The sequence below is a fragment of the Falsibacillus pallidus genome, assembly GCF_050990905.1.
Lineage (GTDB): Bacteria > Bacillota > Bacilli > Bacillales > DSM-25281 > Falsibacillus > Falsibacillus pallidus_A.
This window is the reverse complement of the sequence record NZ_CP158866.1, coordinates 2187465-2207902: the sequence shown is the minus strand read 5'-3', so window position 1 is coordinate 2207902 and position 20438 is coordinate 2187465. Positions and strand designations below refer to the sequence as shown.

15 protein-coding genes, 1 pseudogene and 1 riboswitch are annotated in these 20438 nt (G+C 40.7%); of the genes and pseudogenes, 11 read left to right on the top strand and 5 right to left on the bottom strand.

Going from position 1 to position 20438, the window contains the following annotated elements:
* Position 1 precedes the first annotated feature (1 nt).
* Positions 2-880: a LysR family transcriptional regulator gene (locus ABTV07_RS11635; protein WP_433742463.1), complete on the bottom strand. Its 879-nt coding sequence runs from the start codon at positions 878-880 to the stop codon at positions 2-4.
* Between the two features lie 115 nt (positions 881-995).
* Here ABTV07_RS11635 and ABTV07_RS11630 point away from each other — a divergent pair, with 115 nt between their 5' ends.
* From ABTV07_RS11630 to ABTV07_RS11620, 3 genes are all read left to right on the top strand, one after another.
* A complete protein-coding gene (locus ABTV07_RS11630) occupies positions 996-2087 on the top strand; it encodes a citrate synthase/methylcitrate synthase (RefSeq protein WP_433742461.1) in 1092 nt (363 codons plus the stop codon).
* 112 nt (positions 2088-2199) lie between these two features.
* Positions 2200-3375, top strand: coding sequence for a M20 family metallopeptidase (locus ABTV07_RS11625; RefSeq protein ID WP_433742459.1), 1176 nt, complete (start codon positions 2200-2202; stop codon positions 3373-3375).
* Positions 3376-3524: 149 nt separating this feature from the next.
* Positions 3525-4712: an MFS transporter gene (locus tag ABTV07_RS11620; protein ID WP_433742458.1), complete on the top strand. Its 1188-nt coding sequence runs from the start codon at positions 3525-3527 to the stop codon at positions 4710-4712.
* 30 nt (positions 4713-4742) lie between these two features.
* Here the strand turns inward: ABTV07_RS11620 and ABTV07_RS11615 are convergent, their stop codons facing one another.
* Positions 4743-5909 (bottom strand): alanyl-tRNA editing protein, encoded by a 1167-nt coding sequence (locus tag ABTV07_RS11615; RefSeq protein ID WP_433742457.1) that lies wholly within the window; start codon positions 5907-5909, stop codon positions 4743-4745.
* A 190-nt stretch (positions 5910-6099) separates the two neighbouring features.
* On the opposite strand from ABTV07_RS11615, the gene ABTV07_RS11610 reads away from it, so the two are divergent.
* The 3 genes from ABTV07_RS11610 to ABTV07_RS11600 all read left to right on the top strand — a co-directional run bounded on the left by ABTV07_RS11610 (position 6100) and on the right by ABTV07_RS11600 (position 10415).
* Complete coding sequence (locus ABTV07_RS11610) at positions 6100-6624, top strand: YhcN/YlaJ family sporulation lipoprotein (protein WP_433742456.1); 525 nt, start codon at positions 6100-6102, stop codon at positions 6622-6624.
* A gap of 146 nt (positions 6625-6770) precedes the next feature.
* Positions 6771-6951, top strand: a riboswitch (cobalamin riboswitch).
* 143 nt (positions 6952-7094) lie between these two features.
* Positions 7095-9359, top strand: a complete 2265-nt coding sequence (locus ABTV07_RS11605; protein ID WP_433742455.1) for a ribonucleoside-diphosphate reductase subunit alpha — start codon at positions 7095-7097, stop codon at positions 9357-9359.
* Positions 9360-9377: 18 nt separating this feature from the next.
* Positions 9378-10415, top strand: coding sequence for a ribonucleotide-diphosphate reductase subunit beta (locus ABTV07_RS11600; protein ID WP_433742454.1), 1038 nt, complete (start codon positions 9378-9380; stop codon positions 10413-10415).
* A 43-nt stretch (positions 10416-10458) separates the two neighbouring features.
* On the opposite strand, the gene ABTV07_RS11595 is transcribed toward ABTV07_RS11600, so the two are convergent.
* Together ABTV07_RS11595 and ABTV07_RS11590 are read right to left on the bottom strand one after the other, a co-directional pair.
* A complete protein-coding gene (locus ABTV07_RS11595) occupies positions 10459-11394 on the bottom strand; it encodes a flippase-like domain-containing protein (RefSeq protein ID WP_433742452.1) in 936 nt (311 codons plus the stop codon).
* A gap of 136 nt (positions 11395-11530) precedes the next feature.
* The gene (locus tag ABTV07_RS11590; RefSeq protein WP_433742450.1) at positions 11531-11962 is read right to left on the bottom strand and encodes a DUF4395 domain-containing protein; all 432 of its coding nucleotides are present in this window, start codon (positions 11960-11962) and stop codon (positions 11531-11533) included.
* A 140-nt stretch (positions 11963-12102) separates the two neighbouring features.
* On the opposite strand from ABTV07_RS11590, the pseudogene recQ reads away from it, so the two are divergent.
* Positions 12103-13887, top strand: a pseudogene (gene recQ, locus ABTV07_RS11585) (DNA helicase RecQ); the annotation flags it as partial.
* 196 nt (positions 13888-14083) lie between these two features.
* Entirely contained in the window at positions 14084-15595 is a 1512-nt protein-coding gene (locus ABTV07_RS11580; protein WP_433742448.1) for a helix-turn-helix domain-containing protein, read from the top strand.
* Positions 15596-15631: 36 nt separating this feature from the next.
* On the opposite strand, the gene ABTV07_RS11575 is transcribed toward ABTV07_RS11580, so the two are convergent.
* The gene (locus ABTV07_RS11575) at positions 15632-16111 is read right to left on the bottom strand and encodes a site-2 protease family protein (RefSeq protein WP_433742446.1); all 480 of its coding nucleotides are present in this window, start codon (positions 16109-16111) and stop codon (positions 15632-15634) included.
* A gap of 301 nt (positions 16112-16412) precedes the next feature.
* Between ABTV07_RS11575 and hutU the strand changes: the two genes are divergently transcribed.
* From hutU to ABTV07_RS11560, 3 genes are read left to right on the top strand one after another with little or no spacing between them, the layout of a single operon-like run.
* Entirely contained in the window at positions 16413-18074 is a 1662-nt protein-coding gene (hutU, locus tag ABTV07_RS11570) for a urocanate hydratase (RefSeq protein WP_433742444.1), read from the top strand.
* Positions 18075-18086: 12 nt separating this feature from the next.
* Positions 18087-19373, top strand: coding sequence for an imidazolonepropionase (gene hutI / locus ABTV07_RS11565; RefSeq protein WP_433742442.1), 1287 nt, complete (start codon positions 18087-18089; stop codon positions 19371-19373).
* The gene (locus ABTV07_RS11560; RefSeq protein WP_433742441.1) at positions 19358-20374 is read left to right on the top strand and encodes an agmatinase family protein; all 1017 of its coding nucleotides are present in this window, start codon (positions 19358-19360) and stop codon (positions 20372-20374) included. Before hutI ends, ABTV07_RS11560 begins: the two co-directional genes overlap by 16 nt.
* Positions 20375-20438 lie beyond the last annotated feature (64 nt).

Genomic DNA, 20438 nt, shown 5'->3' with positions numbered 1-20438 from the left:
TTCATATTCTGAATTGGGAAAGAAATTCAAGGAATTTCTTTTCTTTAGTGTGTTCATATTTTCGGATAGCGTATGTTTTCGCCGCGGGCATCGGGATGAAAGGGCAAGGGACTTCTAAGAGTCTGCCTTCCATCAGTTCCCTTCTGACAGTAGAAGATGGGAGGAAAGAGACACCGAGACCTTCTGTAATGAAACGCTTTGTTACATGCACCTGTGAAACCGTCATGGTCCGGATTCCGGATACTTTAGTACGCAAGGACCTTAAGAGAGAATCCCAATAATCGGGATGATTATGGGTCATCAGGTAATGGGTAGAAAGAAGCTCTACGGCATCCAATGGCGGTGCCGTTTCACTGTCTTTCCCATCGTGGGGAACGACAAAAATGACAGGGTCTTCAAATAATAGGGTGCAGGTTAAATCAGAATTTTGGACCTGGAGGCAGCTTAATCCCAAATCTACTTCTCCATGCTCAACAGCGGATTCAATCCCCGCAGATTCTACAATTTTAACGCTGATTTCCACTTCAGGATGGGCTTTCATGAATTGCTTCAGTACGAATGGAAGAATGGTATCTGCGATTAAAGGGGAGATGCCAAGCATTAAGGATTGAGAATAGCCTTGTTTGATGCGATGGACTTTTGCAAGCCCGTTCTCATATTCTTTCAATATTTTTTTTGCAGAAGGAAGAAATTGTTTCCCTTCTTCTGTAAGAAGGATGTTCCGGCCTTTTCTTTGAAAAAGGGAACATCCTAATTCTTCTTCAAGCAATTTTATATGTATTGTGACAGAAGGCTGAGAGATGAATAATTCCTCCGCAGTCTTACGGAAATTTTCATGCTTTGCCGCAGTTATGAATGTATGTATCCATTTGAAATCCATTTTTAACAGCCCCTCTTAATCAATTAATCTTATTAATTAAAAAATTAAAAAATATTTAATTTCTTTAAATCATTATACCATATATACTAAATTTATAAGAAAGGGGAGATACGGAATGAATCAAGGTTTAAAAGGGATAGTGGCCGCACAGACGGCTATCAGTTATATTGACGGCAACAAGGGGCATTTGGTTTACGGGGGATTGGATGCTAAAAAAATTGCGCTTGATTTCTCCTTTGAGGAAGCTGCCTACCTGCTATGGTATGGTCATAAACCGGATCAAATCCAGCTGGCAGATTTGGCAGATGCATTGAAAAGCCACCGTGCCCTGCCCCGCTATTTAATGGATATTATAGATACCCTTCCACAGGATATGGATCTGATGGGGGTCATCCGTACTTCTGTTTCAGCACTCGGGGATGCCTCATTTGGATGGATGCCAACAACCGAGCAAGCAATGAAATTAACAGGGATCATTCCATCCATCATTGCCTATCGAAAAAGAAAGCTAGCCAACAAGCCATTTGTAGAACCAAATGAAAAATTGAATCATGTAGCGAATTATTTATATATGCTGACAGGGGAGATGCCGTATTCCGCCCATGTCAGTGCACTTGAAACTTATATGATCCTTACACTGGAACATGGAATGAACGCCTCGACATTTTCAGCAAGGGTGACAATTTCTACGGAGTCTGATATGGCATCAGCCGTTACATCTGCGATCGGCACTATGAAAGGACCTCTTCATGGAGGAGCACCATCAGGTGTCACTCAAATGTTGAATGATATTAAAACAGAAGATCGTGCAGAAGAATGGCTGAGGCAGAAAATTGAAAGCGGGGAGCGGTTGATGGGCTTCGGTCACCGTGTCTATAAAACAACGGATCCTAGAGCAGAAGCATTAAGGGAAAAAGCAATGGAGGTTTCCGGACAGGATAAATGGCTGGATCTGGCTTTGCATGTGGAAAAATTAGCTGCTAAGCTGCTGGCAGAATATAAACCGGGCAGAAACTTATACGCGAATGTAGAATTTTATGCAGCCGCTGTCATGCGAGCGATCGATATGGATGACGAACTCTTTACACCGACATTTACTGCCAGCCGGGTAGTGGGCTGGACGGCACATGTAATCGAACAGGCAGAACATAATACAATATTCCGCCCAAATTCAGAATACATCGGCCACCTTCCTGAATTTGAGTAGTAAGAAAGCCGACTTTAGTTAGTCGGCTTTCTTATTATGAATATTAATTCGATTGAAATTAATAATTATAAGGTCTATAATCAAGGAGAATAATAGGGATGGAGGGCTTTCAATGAAAGAAGAATTAAAAGAATTGATAGATTCATACAAAAACGATTTTTATGGAATAAGTGAATATATTTTTCAAAACCCTGAATTGGGTGATCAGGAATTTAAGTCGTCTGCCAAATTAATCGAGTACTTGAAAAGCCATGGTTTCCATATAGAAGAAAATATTGTAGATAGGCCTACTGCTTTCAAAGCCGAATTTGACAGTGGGAAGCCAGGTGCTGTCGTTGCATATTTATGCGAGTATGACGCCCTTCCTGAGATCGGCCATGGATGCGGGCATAACATGATTGGAACCATGAGTATGGCTGCCGGCATTATTTTAAGCAAAGTGGTTAACGAAACGGGAGGAAAAGTCATAGTTCTTGGTACTCCAGCAGAAGAAACAAATGGAGCAAAAGTGCTTATGGCCGAACAAGGTATATTTGACGAGATCGACGCCGCCATGATGGTGCACCCTTCAGGACAATCCTACAAGAGTGGAAATTCATTGGCGATGGATGCGATTCAATTTGAATATTACGGGAAAACCTCACATGCTGCAGCATCACCGGAAAAAGGCATCAATGCATTAGATGCCATTCTTATGCTTTTCAATGGAATTAATGCAATGCGCCAGCAGGTAAGACAAGATGTGAGAATGCATGGCATCATTAAAGAAGGCGGCGTTGCAGCCAATGTAATCCCTGATTATGCATGTGCTCAATTTTATTTCAGGGCAAAAGATAGGGATTATCTGAATGAGATTGTGGAAAGGGTTAAAAATATCGCCAAAGGTGCAGAAAGTATGACAGGTGCAAAGCTTGAAATCAGCAATTACGAGCTAAGCTATGATGATATGATCACCAACCACCAGCTGTCAGAAGCCTTTACAAAAAACTTGGAATTAGCTGGTGTAGACGATATTCAGCCTGCAAGCAAAAACCTGGGGTCTTTGGATATGGGGAATGTAAGTCATGTCGTTCCTGCCATTCATCCCTATATTGGATTAGGGAAAGCGGATTTGATCGGCCACACGAGAGAGTTGGCGGATTTAACTATTTCCGAACAGGGCAAAAAAGCATTGATTCAAGGGATAACGGCTCTTGTCCTGACAGGATACGACCTTCTTACGGACGAAAACCTGCTAAAAGAAGTGAAAGAAGAGTTTAATAAGAGCATACAAGCTCAATTGGTATAAACGATGAAAAACCCACAGCTTTTTTGTGGGTTTTTTCGCACTAGAAGATGCAAAATCAGACAACAAATGAATTTTCATATTTATTATTTAAAAAATATAGAGTAGTATTTCTAGTAGACTATTAAAGGAATATTACTGGAGGATACAGCATGAATGGTAATCAGAAGCAAACGATCTTCACCATGCAGATTTTTTATCTGCTTACTTTTTTTGGGGTGGGGAGCCTTTTTCCGCTTTTAAGTGTTTATTTGAGCGGAACAGAACATTTAAATGGGGTCCAGATTGGGACAATTATGTCAGTCGGGCCGATTATGATGATATTTTTTCAACCTTTATGGGGCATCATCTGTGATATCACGAATGCGCCGACTAAAGTATTAGCAGGGACTACTGTCATTGCAGGGGTATTTGCTCTTGGATATATTATGTTCCATCAATACATCCTTATTTTATTGGTGGCAGTCTGCATTGCCATGTTTCAAAGCGCCATCATTCCCGTTTCTGATTCGATTTCGCTTAAATATACAAGCAAAGTCAACTACAATTATGGAAATATACGGCTGTTTGGTTCACTTGGGTTTGGAATTGCCGTATTTATTATGGGGAGGCTCTCTGAAGGATTTATTGGGCCGAAAATCATCTTTTTTTCATTTCTGATTTCGCTGGCAGCATCTTCCTTGCTTGCTCTTAAGTTTCCAAAAGAAAAGGCAGCGGCAAAACTTGACTTAAAAAAAGGGATCAAGGAGCTGTTCTCACATAAAAAATTTGTTTTATTCCTGATCGTGACGTTTATGATTTTCGGACCGAATTTAGCGAACAATGTTTACTTCGGCTTGTTTGTAAAGGAATCAGGCGGCAGCTACAGCGGAATCGGCATTGCCTTTTTGATAGCGGTCCTATCAGAAGTCCCTTTCATGAGGCTGGCTGGAGGTGCAATTAAGAAGTGGGGGCTGCTTCCTGTCGCAGCTTTAGCGGGTGGTGTTTCACTTATCAGGTGGCTCTTTTACTTCATGGAACCAAGTCTGGGGTTGATTTATGCTTCTGCAATGATCCAAGGTGCATCCGTCGGTCTTTTCATCCCGGCAGGTCTGCAATACATCAAGGAAATTACACCTGCTCATATTACCGCAACTGCTGTAACGATCTATTCTGCTATCGGAAATGGTCTCGGCAACTGGTTCAGTACATTCGTAGGTGGAATATTGTATGATCGTTTTTCCATTTATATCGTATATTTATTCTTTGGAATCCTGGCGCTGATGGGTGTGGTCTTGACCCTTATACTTCATAGAGATGAAAAAGCTCCCGGATTGAACAAGAATTATGTGAATAGCTAAAAACGAAGGGAGTGGATCCCTTCGTTTTTTTTATAATATTTTTTGCATTTCATTTAGGAAATCAAGCAAATCGCTTTCCTGAGTAAATGATCCTTGAGCCCTTTGCGGAGTGCCTCCGCCTTTACCGTTGAATTTACTGATATGTTCTTTTACTAATTTTCCGCAGTTTATTTCTGATTCTGCATTGGAAGCAAATAAAACTTTTAATCCATTTCTACAACCGAGCAATACGTGATGGATATCGGAAGCAAGAAGTTCACTTGCGGCCAGTGACATTTCTTCAAAATCAAAATCGGCAAAGTAGTGGCAAATAGTTCTGCCGTTCACGGATTCTTTTAAGTCCTTTGCTATACGAGAAGCCCTGAATGCTTTTAATTCTTTCAATTCCTTCTGTCCACTTTTCAATTCCTCTTCAAGCTTGGAGATTTTCTCAAGTGCCTTTTCCTTAGAAGTGGAAAAATGGCGTGCTATTTTAGTCATTTCATTATGAGCAAGCTGAAATTCCCTTAATGAGCGGGATCCGGCAGTAAAATGAATCCTTGTCATCTTTTTATTCTTTTCCGTTTTGATGATTTTTAACAATCCGATCTGACCTGTACGTTCTATATGGGTGCCGCAGCAAGCAGAATGATCGATTCCTTCGATTTCAACGATACGGATGTCTTCCTCTACTTTTGGCATTTTTCTGAGTGGAATGCCGCTTAGTTGTTCGGGGTCAGGATAGTATGTATGAACCGGACGATTATCATAAATGTACTCATTTGCCTTTTTTTCAATGATGGCGATTTGTTCATCTGAAATGGACGGTGCATCGACATCTATTGTCACAATTTCATTGCCAAGATGAAAGCTCATGGTCGGTATATCAAATAGCTCCAAAAGGACGGCTGATAAAAGATGCTGAGCTGAGTGGTGCTGTGTATGGTCCTGTCTTCTATCTGCATCAATGCTGCATGATACTCTTGTGGAGGATGGAAATTGATCAACCTCATGGATGATCTCATCCACTTTTTCTTGGACATCTAATACAGCTGCTTCCCCTATGTTTCCTTTGTCGGCTGGTTGACCGCCGCCTTCAGGATAAAAGGCTGTCCTTTTTAAGGTAAGATAATATTTCCCATTTTCTTCAAACATACGATCAATTTCTGTATCCCAAGAAGTAAACAGTGGAAATTCATAATATAATTTTTGTGTCAAAACCATCTTCCTTTCGAGCGGGCTTAGTTAAGTAAAGTATAGCATGACGTGGCAACGGATGAAAAAGCATATGGTCCTTTGGATTAACGACATAATTGTGAAATGTTATATTTGTAAATTTTTCCTCTTACATATTTCAGTCAATCTTGTAAAGACTAAAGTTGAAAAAATAAATGGAGGTAGATTCCACATGAAATTAGTAAAAGTCGTTATAGCAGCGAGCCTTTTGGCAGTGCCGCTTACTGCATGTGCTTCTAAGAATAATATGAATGATGAAAAGGGTACAAAGTTTCAAAATGTTCGCTATACTCCTGGTACTGTCAATGACAATAACAATATGGACATGAATGATAACAATATGAATAACAACGTGGGTGACAACAACTACTCCGTTGCAAACGATGTTGCTGATCAAGTGAACAAAATTAATCATGTCAGCGATGCGAATGTCCTTGTCACTGATCATACTGCTTATGTGGCTGCCAAGCTTGATACGAATAAAGAAGGCACGAACACAAAAGATATGGAGAAGAAAATCTCTGACAAAGTAAAGGAAGCCGACAAAAGCATTGACAATGTGTATGTTTCCACAAATCCGGATTTTGCAGACAGATTAAAGGGCTATGCTGATAAAATTCAAGCAGGTAAACCGGTTGTAGGTCTGGGAGATGAAATTGCAGAAATGCTTCGCCGCGTTTTCCCAAATCAACGCTAATGTAAATGAAAAAAGGGACTGAGCTGAATCTCAGTCCTTTTTTGATTTTCGAATGTAAAAATGCCTTGCATAATTGCATCAAAATATATAAAATATTTCATGACACAATATTTTGTGTTTTTATATTTACTTAAATCTATATATGGTAATCAACCGTTGATTAAGGTGTCTATTGCAGACTTAATAGGGAATCTGGTGGAAATCCAGAACTGTTCCCGCAACTGTAAGTGCCGATGAAATTAGGATGACCACTGTCTCAAGAGACGGGAAGGCCTAAAAGTAAGCTGAAGCACAAGTCAGGAGACCTGCCTTAATCATACGTCTAATCTTCTTCGGGAGCTGGGAAGATGGAACGAGGGTACATAGGGGATGCTAATCTCATTATTTATCAACGTTTTATTAAACCTGTTCTCATTAGAGAATGGGTTTTTTTATCGTTAAGCTTCAAATATAGGAAATGAGGGGATTGTATGGAGGAAAAGATGCATGCATTGATGGAGCCCGGACAAATTCAATTAAGAGTGAAGGAATTAAGAAACTGGATAAACAGGATAGGCAGCGAATATCCCTCATTGGATTTACAACAATTTGAGGAAAAAATGATTCGCCTCATCCATGTAAATCCTGCACTGAATGAAGAGCGATGGAGAAAGTCGCTGATTCTTTCAGCTGTTGAAAGAATATCAGCATCTGAACCAGAGTGGACCTATGTGGCATCGAGAGTCTATTTATACGAGCTGTACAGACTAGCTTCAAAAAGGAGGGGTGTCCAGAACAATAGTCCTTACGGGTCTTTTTTACACCTTGTGACAGCTTTGACTGACATGGGGATTTATGACGAAACGATTTTACAGGACTATTCCTTAGAGGAATTACGTGAACTTGAAAAAGTAATCAATCCTGAGAATGATCATCTTTTCACCTACATTGCCATTGTAACCCTTGCAGATAGATATCTGGCTAAAACACATGATGGAACAGTGATGGAACTCCCCCAGGAACGCTTTATGGTCATTGCCATGACATTAATGAAAAACGAGCCGAAGGAGAGTAGACTCAGGTTTGTAAAAGAAGCTTATTGGGCATTGTCCAATCTTTATATGACTGTTGCTACACCGACCCTTGCGAATGCTGGAAAATCATATGGACAGCTCTCCAGCTGCTTCATTGACACAGTGGATGATAGCTTGCGCAGCATCTATGATTCAAATACAGATATTTCCACACTGAGTAAAAACGGAGGGGGAATTGGCGTATACCTCGGCAAGATTCGATCGCAGGGTAGCGACATCAAAGGATTTAAAGGGGTGAGTTCAGGGGTGATCCCATGGATGAAACAGCTGAATAATACGGCCGTCTCTGTTGACCAGCTTGGCCAGCGGCAGGGGGCAATAGCTGTATATCTTGATGTGTGGCATAAAGATATTTTTGCGTTCCTTGATACCCGGCTGAACAATGGTGATGAACGGAAAAGAACACATGACCTATTTACAGGAGTATGCATCCCGGATGTGTTCATGGAGATGGTTGAGGAAAGGGGGGACTGGCATTTATTTGATCCACATGAGGTAAGGAAAGTCATGGGGTATGCACTTGAAGATTTCTATGATGGGAAGTATGAGAAGGCTTTTTCAAAGCGGTATTGGGAATGTGTCGAAAACCCCATGATTTCCAGAAAAACTGTGCCTGCCATTGAAATCATGAAATCAATTTTAAAATCGCAGCTGGAAACAGGGACTCCATATATATTCTATCGGGATACATCAAACCAGGGTAATCCTAACAAGCATAAAGGAATGATCTACTGCAGTAATCTATGTACTGAAATCATGCAGAATATGAGCCCTTCGTATGTACTGGAAGAAACCATGGAAGAAGATCAAATAATTGTGAGGAAACATCCAGGTGATTTTGTCGTATGCAATCTTTCTTCAATTTCCTTGTCAAAAGCAGTGGCTGATAATGTGTTGAAACGTTTGATCCCCATACAAGTCAGGATGCTCGACAATGTTATTGATATCAATCCTATCCCAGTTCTACAAGCTGATTTGACAAATAAGCGGTATCGGGGAATCGGGTTGGGGACCTTTGGGTGGCATCATTTGCTGGCGTTGAAAGGAATCAAATGGGAAAGTGAAGAAGCTGTCACATACTGTGGTGAGCTATATGAAGAAATTGCTTATTTAACGATTCAGGCAAGCCATTCATTAGCAGTCGAAAAAGGGGAATACCCATATTGTGAAGGATCTGAATGGAAAAGTGGACAATATTTTGACCAAAAGAACTATAAATCGAAAAAATGGAACGATTTAAAAGAAAAAGTGAAGAAAGATGGAATCAGAAATGGATACTTATTGGCAGTGGCACCAAACTCCTCGACTGCCATTATTGCGGGTTCCACTGCGAGCATCGATCCCATCTTCAGACAGGAATATTCCGAGGAGAAGAAGGATTATAAGATCCCTGTCACTGCACCGGATTTAAATCCAAGGACGAAATGGTATTACAAGAGTGCCTATCACATTGATCAGCACTGGAGTATAAAACAGAATGCAAAACGTCAAATCCATATTGATCAATCCATTTCGTTCAATTTATATGTGTCGAACGATATAAAGGCAAAAGCTTTGCTTGATTTGCATCTCGATGCATGGAAGTCCGGACTAAAGACAACGTATTATGTCCGGTCAACTTCTGATGCTGTCATTGATGAATGTGAAAGCTGCCATAGCTGAGGAAAGGAAGTGAAAAAGATGGATCTTTTGACCAAGAGAACGTTAATGGATTATGATGCTCCGAATGCTTCGACGGCGATTGTCAACGGTAAAAGCTCAAATGTCTTGAATTGGGATGATGTTCGATTTTCATGGGCATATCCAAAATATAAAAGGATGCTCTCCAATTTTTGGACCCCATTTGAAATCAATATGTCTAAGGATATTACACAGTTTCCACAATTAACGGAATCGGAGCAGGAAACGTTCTTGAAAATTATCGGACTCCTCGCCCTTCTTGACAGCATCCAAACAGATTACGCGGGCAAGGTCGCAGATTATTTGACAGATTCCAGCCTGAACGCATTGATGATCATACTGGCACAGCAGGAAGTGATACATAACCATTCCTATAGTTATGTTTTATCGAGCATCGTCTCCAAGCATAAGCAGGACGAAGTATTTGAATATTGGAGAACCGATCCTGTCCTTCAAAAAAGAAATCGATTTGTGACAGATGGATATCGAAAGTTTGCAGAAAATCCGACCATTGAGAATCTGCTGGAATCCCTAGTATATGATGTCATCCTCGAAGGCTTATTCTTTTATTCAGGGTTTGCCTTTTTTTATAATCTTGCCCGCAACCAAAAAATGTTGGCCACAAGTACGATGATCAATTATATCAACAGAGACGAGCAGATACATGTAGGATTATTTGAAAAGATCCTCAAGGAAATTTTAAAGGAAAACCCAGGATACAATAATGAAGAATTCAATCGTTTTGGAACTCAAACAATCAGAGAGGCGGCAGAGCTGGAAATTGAGTGGGCCAGGCACATCATTGGCAGTCATATTGAAGGATTGATGATTGATGAGGTAGTGGACTATATCCGATTTATGGCCAATAAGAGGGCAAGGCAATTAGGCTTTCTTCCTCCATATGAAGGATATAAATCCAATCCAATGCGCTGGATCATTGCCTATCAAGAAGTCGATCAGGGAAAAACCGATTTTTTTGAACAGAAACCAAGGCAATATACAAAAGCAACAGATTCCAATGGCTTTGATGAACTCTAAACAAATTTCTTATAAAACGAAAAAAGTTGATTCTTATATAGAATCAACTTTTTCCTTTATTCATGAACCTGTCTTTTATCCATTCCACCACGAAAAGAAGCGACCCGATCAAGAATGGGAAAATGTAATAAATCAATCGATAGAGTGCCAATGCGAGCAAAACTTCTTCTGCCTTGACACCAGCCATCTCAGATCCGAGTAGAAAAATCAAATCGAATGAACCTACTCCGCCAGGAATCATTGAAATGATCCCTGCGCAGATAGAAACGATCGTAATCGGGATAACTGCGGAAAAGGCTAATGGCACACCAAGCACAACAATGATGGTCCAAATTGTCAACAGAACGAAAGCCCATTCGAAAAATGAGACAATAATGAATCCTAAAACATATTTGAATGAAAATAATATTTTAATCTTGGTGGGGCTAAACCATTGAATGACTAGCAGCAAAGGGGTGTATAAAGAAAATCCCCAAATCACAAATTTCAGCCAAGTATGCTCATCCAAGACCGGTGTTTGGAACCAATTGAATGCTACAGACCAGCAAATCAGTGAGAGGCCGGTCAAAAAGAAAATGGAGAGACTGGCTATCATTTTGACCAGCGCCATTTTATCAGTGTGCTGCTTTTGATAGAAATAGACCCTCAGTGCTGCTCCACCAACCCCACCAAACCCGAGGAAATTAGAATAGGTATTGGCTGCATAGCTATAGCGGAGTTTTTTGAATAAAGGAAGCTTAATTCCTAAGTACTTTAATAGTAAGAAGTCATAAAAACACATAGGGATGACAGCGATGGCTCCTATCAACAATAAAAGGAGGATTTGCTGAATTGTCAATTCATGAATGTGTTTTTCCACCAGTCGAAAGTCAAAGTCCCTGAAGACTTTTTCAGCTTCAAAATAGAGGAGGACTATGATCCCTGCTCCTAATAGAATTTTTAAAGTATATGAGAACGCTTTATTTTTTAGTAATTTCAATTTTTTCACCATCTGCCATTATTGCCTTTTTCTTGCACATAAATTCTATAATATCATATATTCCTTCGACAATGGCATGATTTTAAAAAGAAAAAGCTGATGCTTGGTTGCATCAGCAAAATTTGTTTTTGAAGTGTTAGTGCTGCTGTACAGATCTTTCATGCTGGAATTTTTTCCATTGATAGCGGATGAAGCATCCGATGCAAAAGCCTAGTATCGCAATAAATGCAGATAGACCAACCATTGCAGTGAAAATATAGGCAGCTATGTTCCAGTCCAATAAAAAGGAGATAAGCCCAAGCGTTAAACATGCAACAGCAATTTTTTGATTGAATTGCTGCTGCTCCCGGTCTTCAGGGATGTACTCATTCATCGGCTTCTTCAAAAATGGCTTGGCTAATTGCATGATGGGGTTGTATTTAAAGACAAGAGCAGATAAGCCTGCTGCCAGTGGTATCGCAAGAATGAAAGAGAACCCTGAAATCCAGGTCAATAAGACAGAAATGACGATGGTCCATTGATTCACCAGTACTAATGGACGCGGGATGGATTTTGTAGTCGGCTTCATTTTAATCCAACCTTTCAGATAGGAATTTGTGTATTTTTATTGTATCTCAAATTTCATTAATTGTGAATGGAAAAGTCCTGAATATGTTATAGTTAAGGAACTAACGCAACAAATCATTATTAGGTAAGGAGCAATCATTCATGCTTCATAATGCAGTTAAAATGTTGAAGACTTATTTCGGATACGAATCCTTTCGATCCGGACAAGAAAAAACCATTCAATCTGTTCTATCTGGAAATAATACGGCATGCATTATGCCAACTGGAGGAGGCAAGTCAATCTGCTATCAAATTCCTTCATTATTAGTGGAAGGAACAACCCTCGTAATTTCCCCTTTGATTTCTTTGATGAAGGACCAAGTTGATGCTCTTGATCAAATTGGGATCCCTGCAGCTTATATCAATAGCTCACTTTCCAATGCAGAAATTAATGAAAGGCTAGAACTTGCCAGGAATGGCACATATAAACTTCTTTATATTGCTCCGGAACGTTTGGAATCCCTTCAATTTCTCACACAGTTAAAAGGTATGAAGATTCCGTTTGTCGCAGTGGATGAAGCCCATTGTATTTCCCAATGGGGCCATGACTTTCGGCCAAGCTATCTTTATATCTCGAAATTGATCAAGGAATTAAATTCGAGTCCAGTTGTGGCAGCTCTGACAGCGACAGCGACTCCGCAAGTCAGAGAGGATATATGCAGGCTGCTTGAGATTGATCCTGAGAATACAATCACGACAGGATTTGAACGGGAAAACTTATCTTTTTACATCTCTAAGGAATCGGATAAAGTAAAATACATACAAGAATACGTCAGAAAAAATAGTGAAGAGGCGGGCATCATCTATGCTGCCACCAGGAAGGAAGTCGACCAGCTCCATACAAGGCTTTTAAAGATGGGGATTGCTGCTTCCAAATACCATGGGGGTCTTTCGGAAAAAGAGCGGAATGAAGGGCAGGAGAAATTCCTGCTGGATGATGCTTCGGTGATGGTAGCGACCAATGCATTCGGGATGGGAATTGATAAATCAAATATTCGATATGTCATTCATTATCAAATTCCGAAGAACATGGAAAGCTTTTATCAGGAAGCTGGAAGGGCAGGACGAGATGGGCTCCCGAGTGAATGTATATTGCTGTTCAGTGCACAGGATATCCAGGTTCAGCGTTTCTTGATTGAACAATCTGCAAGTACGCTTGAACGACTTGAAGGTGAAGTCAAAAAGCTTCAGCAAATGATCGATTTCTGCCATATCGATGGCTGCCTGCAAGCCTATATTCTTCAATATTTCGGAGAGGTTGATCCACCTCCGTGCGGCAGATGCGGCAACTGCAAGGACGACCGCGAAAAAGTCGAAATTACAAAGTCTGCCCAAATGGTTCTTTCGTGCATGATTCGGATGGGTGAACGATTCGGTAAGACATTGATTGCCCAGGTTCTTGCAGGGTCAAAAGTGAAAAAAGTGAGAGATTTAAAATTCCATCAATTATCAACCTATGGATTGATGAAAGATAAAGCGGTTAAAGAAATTACGGAACTCATTGATTTTTTGACCTCTGAAGGCGTCATTTCTGTCACCTCAGGAGCCTATCCTGTTTTGGCTGTAACCAATAAGGGAAAGGAAGTTCTTCTTGGCAAGGTCAAATTATTTCGCAAGGAGAGCCTCAAAATTCATAAGATTGTTGAAGACAATGAATTGTTTGAAAGTCTTCGGTCCTGCCGAAAAAGACTTGCGGAGGAGGAAGGGGTTCCGCCATTTGTCATTTTTTCGGATGAAACACTTCGCCAAATGTGCAGCGCACTTCCGACTGACGCGGATCAATTCCTGGATGTAAAGGGGATTGGGAAGTTTAAGCAGGAGAAATATGGTGAAGCATTCCTGGAAATAATTCAGGATTATGTTGATAAAGAAGAAGCAGAAACGGTCGTGCAGCAATAATTATAATTTGGCCTAGAAGAATAATAGAGTAATTTTGAACCACAGCATATTGCGCTGTGGTTTTTTAAGTAATATAGTTTACGATAATAATATTATGTAAACAAAAACCAAATCATAATCTTTACAAGATGAATAGGTCATGAAATAATGAGGAAAAATTCTTAATTTTCAAAAGGTGATGTTTATGTACAGCATTTTAATGGCCAATAAAGATGAATTTGAATCTAAAGGGATCCAATGGTTATTAGAGTCTTCGATTCCGGATATTAAGGTGCATTGTGTACATACATTGGATGGGACGGTTGCCGCTTCAGAGGAACTGGACCCTGTTATTGTTTTATTGGACATGGCGCTGATGGAAGGGGTAGATGCTGCCCCGTTAAAGAAAGTATTAAAAATATTTAAGCCAATTGTCATTACCATTGCCCTCGAAGATACATTTGAAGTGGCGAAGAAAGCAATTGATATTGGAACATCGATGCTTTTGACCAAGCCGTTTTCACCGGGGACGATTGTAAATAAGGTCAAACAGTCCATCCGTGAAATGGAATCAGTAAAGAAAAAATCAGGAATGGTTATATGGGAAACAACGACAAATAGTATAGGATATCGCGATTTGTTCTTAGGTGCGGGAGATGAACGGGTTTCAACACCACATATCATGATTGCGTTTAATTGTGAAAATCTTTCAGATATCCCATTACTTCTTGATTTCATTGTAGATTACCGTTTTTCGGAACAGCCGATGATTTTCCCGCTGAGTGATTTAATCATCTGCCTATTTTCCCGAATGGACATTGAGTGGAAAGAAGAGTGCAAAAGATTTCTTGCTAACTGGAATGAAGCTGCTGAATCCCCGATTTCCATTATCATTCATAAGGGAGAAAGCAAGACTCCACTGTCTTTGAACGTTCAATTTACTGAAATAAGGAAAATGTGCGAAGTAACTTTTTTTGTAGGGTATGAAAGAGTTATGGAATATCACGAGGAAAGCAAATGGACCTTCCTAGATCCTTTTTTATCACCGAATGAACAGGGTCTATGGATACATTGGCTGAAACAACAGCAATTGGATGAGATCCGAGAATGGATGTATCAAGAATTCCTTGCGTTTGAATCTCCTTATCCGGATCCCGGCCTGCTGAGGACGAGGCTGACCAGTGTTTTGGCTCAAATAAGAAGGTTCATGAAATCCAATCATATCTACGACGCAGAGATAGAAAGGGAGTATCTGGCCGTTTTCAATAATATCTTATACAGCCCATTAATTCATCGAATCATTGAAAGAATCCTGCAGTTCATCATTCGTATTCTGCAGTTGGTAAGAGATAATCGTAGAGATGAATCGAATCTTGCAATAATAGATAAGTGTCTATTATTCATGCAGGATAATTATTGGAATCAGAATCTGGACCTGCTCATTGTATCTGCACATGTTAAAAGAAACCCTTCGTATTTAAGCAATTTATTTAAGGTGAAGCTTGGACAGGGGTTTAGGGAGAAATTAAATGAAATCAGGATCAATGAATCTAAAAAATTGCTCCAAGAGAGCGAAATGCCAATCAAAGAAATAGCACACCTTTGCGGTTTCCAAAATCAGCAGTATTTTTCAAAAATTTTCCGCTCGGTGGAAGGACAGCCTCCAAAGAAATTTCGAAGCAGCAAGGAATCATTCCTGGATTCAAATACTAAATAAAAAAAGCTGGCGAAATTAATTCGCCAGCTTTTTTGGTCAGTCTAATAAATCCTTTGAGGTTCCATATTTGAAGACATCGTATATGGCCTGCCCATCGCTTGGCCTTCCGTCTCCGGTTCTGAATGGGAAGAGTGAAAAGAAAATAAAGTAAACGGAAAAATAGACAAATTGATAGAAGAAGATGTGAACATGGAATATCCCCGCATAAATTAATGAATTCACTATTAAAATAGCTGCTAAGTTAAATAAGCTGCCAGCTAAATAGATGATTGCGTGCGTCCATTTCGTATTAAATGTCAATTCCTCGTATTGGCACCAACCTTCCATGAAATATAATCTCTTTACTTCAATTGCTCCTATTTTAAAAAGTGTCTTCCCCGTTCCCAGTGTGAATTTGATTTTTGCTCCAAAAAGCCTCGCTGCGAGCACATGGCCCAATTCATGGACGATGGTTACAATCGGAAGCGTCAGGAAAAATGCAAGAAAGAACATCCACATATCATCTAAAGTAAACAATCTAGAACCTCCCATATAGGCGTGCTGCCTTATTCAATATCCTCTTCGTTCACTTCTACCACTCAATCCTTCAATTAATCTCGTACTATTTACTCAGATTACGGTTTCACCATAAATATTTTTAAATAATAAAAATACAAATTTATACGTTTTAAATAAAAAAATTATAAAAAATAGCTAATATATCGTTAATTCATCAAAATAAATATAAGAAAAATATAAATTTTCTAAAAATATAACAAATCTTATCCCCTTCGTATGCACTTATAATGAGAGAAAATAGAAATGAGGAAGTGAAAATATGAAGACTGACAAAAGAATCGTAGAAGGGATTACCGGAACGGAACTCCATACAAAGGGATGGGTCCAGGAAGCAGCATTGAGGATGCTTGCAAATAACTTAAATAAAGATGTCGCTGAAAAGCCTGAGGAATTAGTGGTTTATGGAGGAATCGGCAAAGCTGCCCGCAATTGGGAATCATATGATGCAATCGTAAGGACATTGAAGGAGCTTGAAAATGATGAGACGCTCCTTGTCCAATCGGGAAAGCCTGTAGCTGTTTTTAGAACGCATGAAGATGCGCCAAGGGTACTGATTGCGAACTCAAATTTAGTTCCTGCATGGGCGAATTGGGAAACGTTCCATGAACTTGATCAAAAAGGCTTAATGATGTACGGACAGATGACAGCAGGAAGCTGGATTTATATTGGAAGCCAGGGAATCGTCCAAGGGACATTTGAAACATTTGCTGAATTGGCCAGACAGCATTTTGGAGGAAGCTTGAAGCAGACGATCACGGTGACAGCCGGACTTGGAGGAATGGGAGGTGCACAGCCTCTTGCTGTGACAATGAATGAAGGAGTCTGTATAGCGATTGAAGTGGATCCAGTCAGAATTCAAAGGCGGATTGAAACAAGGTATCTTGATGTACAAACCAATTCGTTGGATGAGGCCATCTCAATGGCCAAAGAGGCAAAGAAAGCAGGGAGGCCATTATCCATTGGTTTGTTGGGGAATGCAGCGGAAGTGCTGCCGGAAATGATTGAAAAAGGTTTCATACCGGACGTTTTGACCGACCAAACATCTGCACATGATCCTTTAAATGGATATCTTCCTGAAGGCATGTCCTTGGATGAAGCAAATAGTATGAGAGCGGAAAATTCAGCCGCTTTAGTTGAAAAAGCTAAACGCAGCATGGCCAACCAGGTGAAAGCGATGCTGCTCATGCAGGAGAGAGGTGCCGTCACTTTTGATTACGGAAATAATATCAGACAGGTGGCAAAAGATGAAGGCGTCCAAAATGCATTTGATTTCCCTGGATTTGTCCCGGCGTATATCCGTCCTCAATTCTGTGAAGGAAAAGGACCGTTCAGATGGGTTGCGCTATCGGGAGATCCAGAAGATATACGAAAGACAGATGAAGTCATTTTAAATGAATTTAAGGATAATGAATCCCTCTGTAAATGGATCCGCCTGGCTCAGGAAAAAATCCAGTTCCAAGGACTTCCATCCAGGATTTGCTGGCTAGGATATGGTGAGAGGGCCAAATTCGGAAAAATCATTAATGACATGGTCGCGAGTGGCGAGTTGAAGGCCCCGATTGTCATCGGCCGAGATCATCTTGATTCAGGATCTGTTGCTTCACCAAACAGAGAAACAGAAGGGATGAAAGATGGAAGTGATGCTGTGGCAGACTGGCCGATATTGAATGCCTTAATCAATGCTGTCGGGGGAGCAAGCTGGGTGTCCGTCCATCATGGTGGTGGAGTGGGAATGGGCTATTCCCTGCATGCCGGAATGGTAATCGTCGCTGATGGTACAAAAGAGGCTGAAAAGAGGCTTGAGAGGGTATTGACCACTGATCCGGGGATGGGAGTCGTACGCCATGTCGATGCAGGATATGAACTGGCTGAACAAACAGCTGAAAAACACAGCATCCATATTCCTATGATGAATAAATGAGGAGGAATTGAGATGGAAACGAAGCCAGTATTAATCAGAAATGCGGAGCAGGTACTCACACTTAAAGGCTCTTCTGAGGGGCCGTTGAAAAAAGAGAAGATGAATGATCTTCAAATCCTTGAAAATGGATGCGTCTTCTTGCTTGATGGAAAAATTGCAGGAGTGGGGACGGAACAAGAATTGGCTTCTATTCATGGTGAAAGGTTGAAAGAAGCTGAAATAATCCATGCAAGAGGGAAAATTGTTCTTCCCGGCTTGGTAGACCCCCATACACATGTTGTTTATGCAGGCAGCAGGGAAGAGGAATACAACATGAGGCTGAACGGTGCAACCTATATGGAAATCATGAATAATGGGGGAGGCATCCATGCTACAACAAGGAAAACGAGGGCAGCAGGCATCGATGAATTAATCGGGGAGACAAAGAAAAGACTTGATTCCTTTTTGCTGCATGGAGTAACCACGATTGAAGCGAAGAGCGGATACGGGCTGGACTGGGATACGGAAAGAAAGCAGCTGCTGGCAGCACAGGAACTGAATAAAATGCATGCAATTGATATCGTGAGTACGTTCATGGGTGCTCATGCCATTCCTGCTGAATTTAAAGAAAATCCTGATTCCTTCGTGGATTTGATCATCGAAGAGATGCTTCCAAAAGTGGCTGAAGGGAGTCTTGCTGAATTCAATGATGTCTTTTGTGAAAGAGGCGTATTTACTCCAGAACAGTCCAGGAAAATCCTTATGGCCGGTAAGAAATTGGGCCTTATCCCAAAAATCCACGCAGATGAGATTGAACCGTATGAAGGAGCAGAGCTTGCAGCCGAAGTCGGAGCCATCTCAGCCGATCATCTTTTAAAAGCTTCTGACGAAGGAATCAAAAGAATGGCAGAGAATGATGTAATCGGCGTTTTATTACCTGGCACTGCCTTTTTCTTGATGGCAGAATTCGCTGCGGGAAGAAAGATGATTGACATGGGAATGTCCATTGCATTATCGACAGATTGCAATCCAGGTTCCTCTCCCTCCGTTTCCATGCCATTCATCATGAACTTAGCTTCTTTAAAAATGGGGCTTACGCCTGCAGAAGCCATTTCAGCCGCTACAATCAATGCAGCACATGCTATAAAGAGAGGACATGAAATCGGAAGCATTGAAATTGGGAAAAAAGCGGATCTGACAATCATGAATGTTCCTAATTATATGAAGCTCTCCTATCATTATGGGATGAATCATACTGATACCGTTATTAAGAATGGAGAAATCGTTGTAAAGGATGGGAAGCTATGCAAAAGAACTTGAAAAAATCCCCTTTATCCCCTCCTTCCTTTGTTTGGACAAAAGGAAACGTAAAGGAAGGGAAGATGAATGAGTGGATTATTCCGATTCAAGAAGCAGTTGAAATTGAACCGGAGGATGCTTGGGATGTAGTAATGTTTGGAATCCCGTTATCCCGATCCTCGATAAGTGTATCAGGGGCTTCGGAGTTCCCTGATGCTTTCAGGAGGGGATGGAAAGGGTTCTCTACGTACAACTTGGACGAAGAAATAGATCTTGAGGAACTAAAAGTTTTGGATGCAGGGAACGTGGAAATGCATTTCACAGACATTTCGCTTAGTCATTCCAATATTGCCCGATCGATGGAAACCCTCACAAATCAATTTCCCCATTCGATGATAACCGCAATTGGAGGCGACCACTCCATTACAGCCATGGTTGTCAAAGGGATTAAAAATGCAGGGAAAAACGAAACGATAGGAATCCTCCAGCTCGATACTCATTTTGATTTAAGGGACCTGAAAGATCATGGTCCAACGAATGGGACTCCTATACGCAATTTAATCGAGAGCGGCATCATCGAAGGGACAAATGTCCATAATATCGGCCTCCACGGCTTCTTTAATGGAAAGGGTTTGGTAGAAGCTGCAGAAGTTTATGGGGTCAACTATACAACTATTCGCAAAGCTCGTGAGCAAGGTGTAGTAAATGCAGTTAAGGAGTCTCTTGAAATTCTGGGAGATAAAGTTGACCGAATCCATTTGACTGTGGATATGGATGTATTGGACATTGCCTATGCTCCCGGCGTCCCTGCATCAACTCCAGGTGGAATGACGACGGATGAACTTTTTCAAGCTGTCTTTGCTGCCGGTCTTCATGAAAAAGTCAAATCAATGGATATCGTCTGCCTTGATCCGACAAAGGACCATCCGTCCCAGCCAACCGTAAAGGCAGGCATACACGTATTCTTATCTTTTTTATCCGGATATGCCAAAAGAAAAAATAACCGAGGAAGCCTGGAATAGTTTTTCCAGGCTTTTTTCTGTGTAAAGACAACTTGATTTGATGAAATAATATTAGAGAATCTTG

Excerpts from the sequence above, each read along its gene's own strand:
- ABTV07_RS11625 (WP_433742459.1), top strand. The coding sequence starts at position 2,200 with ATGAAAGAAGAATTAAAAGAATTGATAGATTCATACAAAAACGATTTT.
- ABTV07_RS11590 (WP_433742450.1), bottom strand. The coding sequence starts at position 11,962 with ATGAAGCCGACTACAAAATCCATCCCGCGTCCATTAGTACTGGTGAAT.
- ABTV07_RS11620 (WP_433742458.1), top strand. The coding sequence starts at position 3,525 with ATGAATGGTAATCAGAAGCAAACGATCTTCACCATGCAGATTTTTTAT.
- ABTV07_RS11600 (WP_433742454.1), top strand. The coding sequence starts at position 9,378 with ATGGATCTTTTGACCAAGAGAACGTTAATGGATTATGATGCTCCGAAT.
- ABTV07_RS11560 (WP_433742441.1), top strand. The coding sequence starts at position 19,358 with ATGCAAAAGAACTTGAAAAAATCCCCTTTATCCCCTCCTTCCTTTGTT.
- ABTV07_RS11630 (WP_433742461.1), top strand. The coding sequence starts at position 996 with ATGAATCAAGGTTTAAAAGGGATAGTGGCCGCACAGACGGCTATCAGT.
- ABTV07_RS11605 (WP_433742455.1), top strand. The coding sequence starts at position 7,095 with ATGGAGGAAAAGATGCATGCATTGATGGAGCCCGGACAAATTCAATTA.
- hutI (WP_433742442.1), top strand. The coding sequence starts at position 18,087 with ATGGAAACGAAGCCAGTATTAATCAGAAATGCGGAGCAGGTACTCACA.
- ABTV07_RS11610 (WP_433742456.1), top strand. The coding sequence starts at position 6,100 with ATGAAATTAGTAAAAGTCGTTATAGCAGCGAGCCTTTTGGCAGTGCCG.
- hutU (WP_433742444.1), top strand. The coding sequence starts at position 16,413 with ATGAAGACTGACAAAAGAATCGTAGAAGGGATTACCGGAACGGAACTC.
- ABTV07_RS11635 (WP_433742463.1), bottom strand. The coding sequence starts at position 880 with ATGGATTTCAAATGGATACATACATTCATAACTGCGGCAAAGCATGAA.
- ABTV07_RS11580 (WP_433742448.1), top strand. The coding sequence starts at position 14,084 with ATGTACAGCATTTTAATGGCCAATAAAGATGAATTTGAATCTAAAGGG.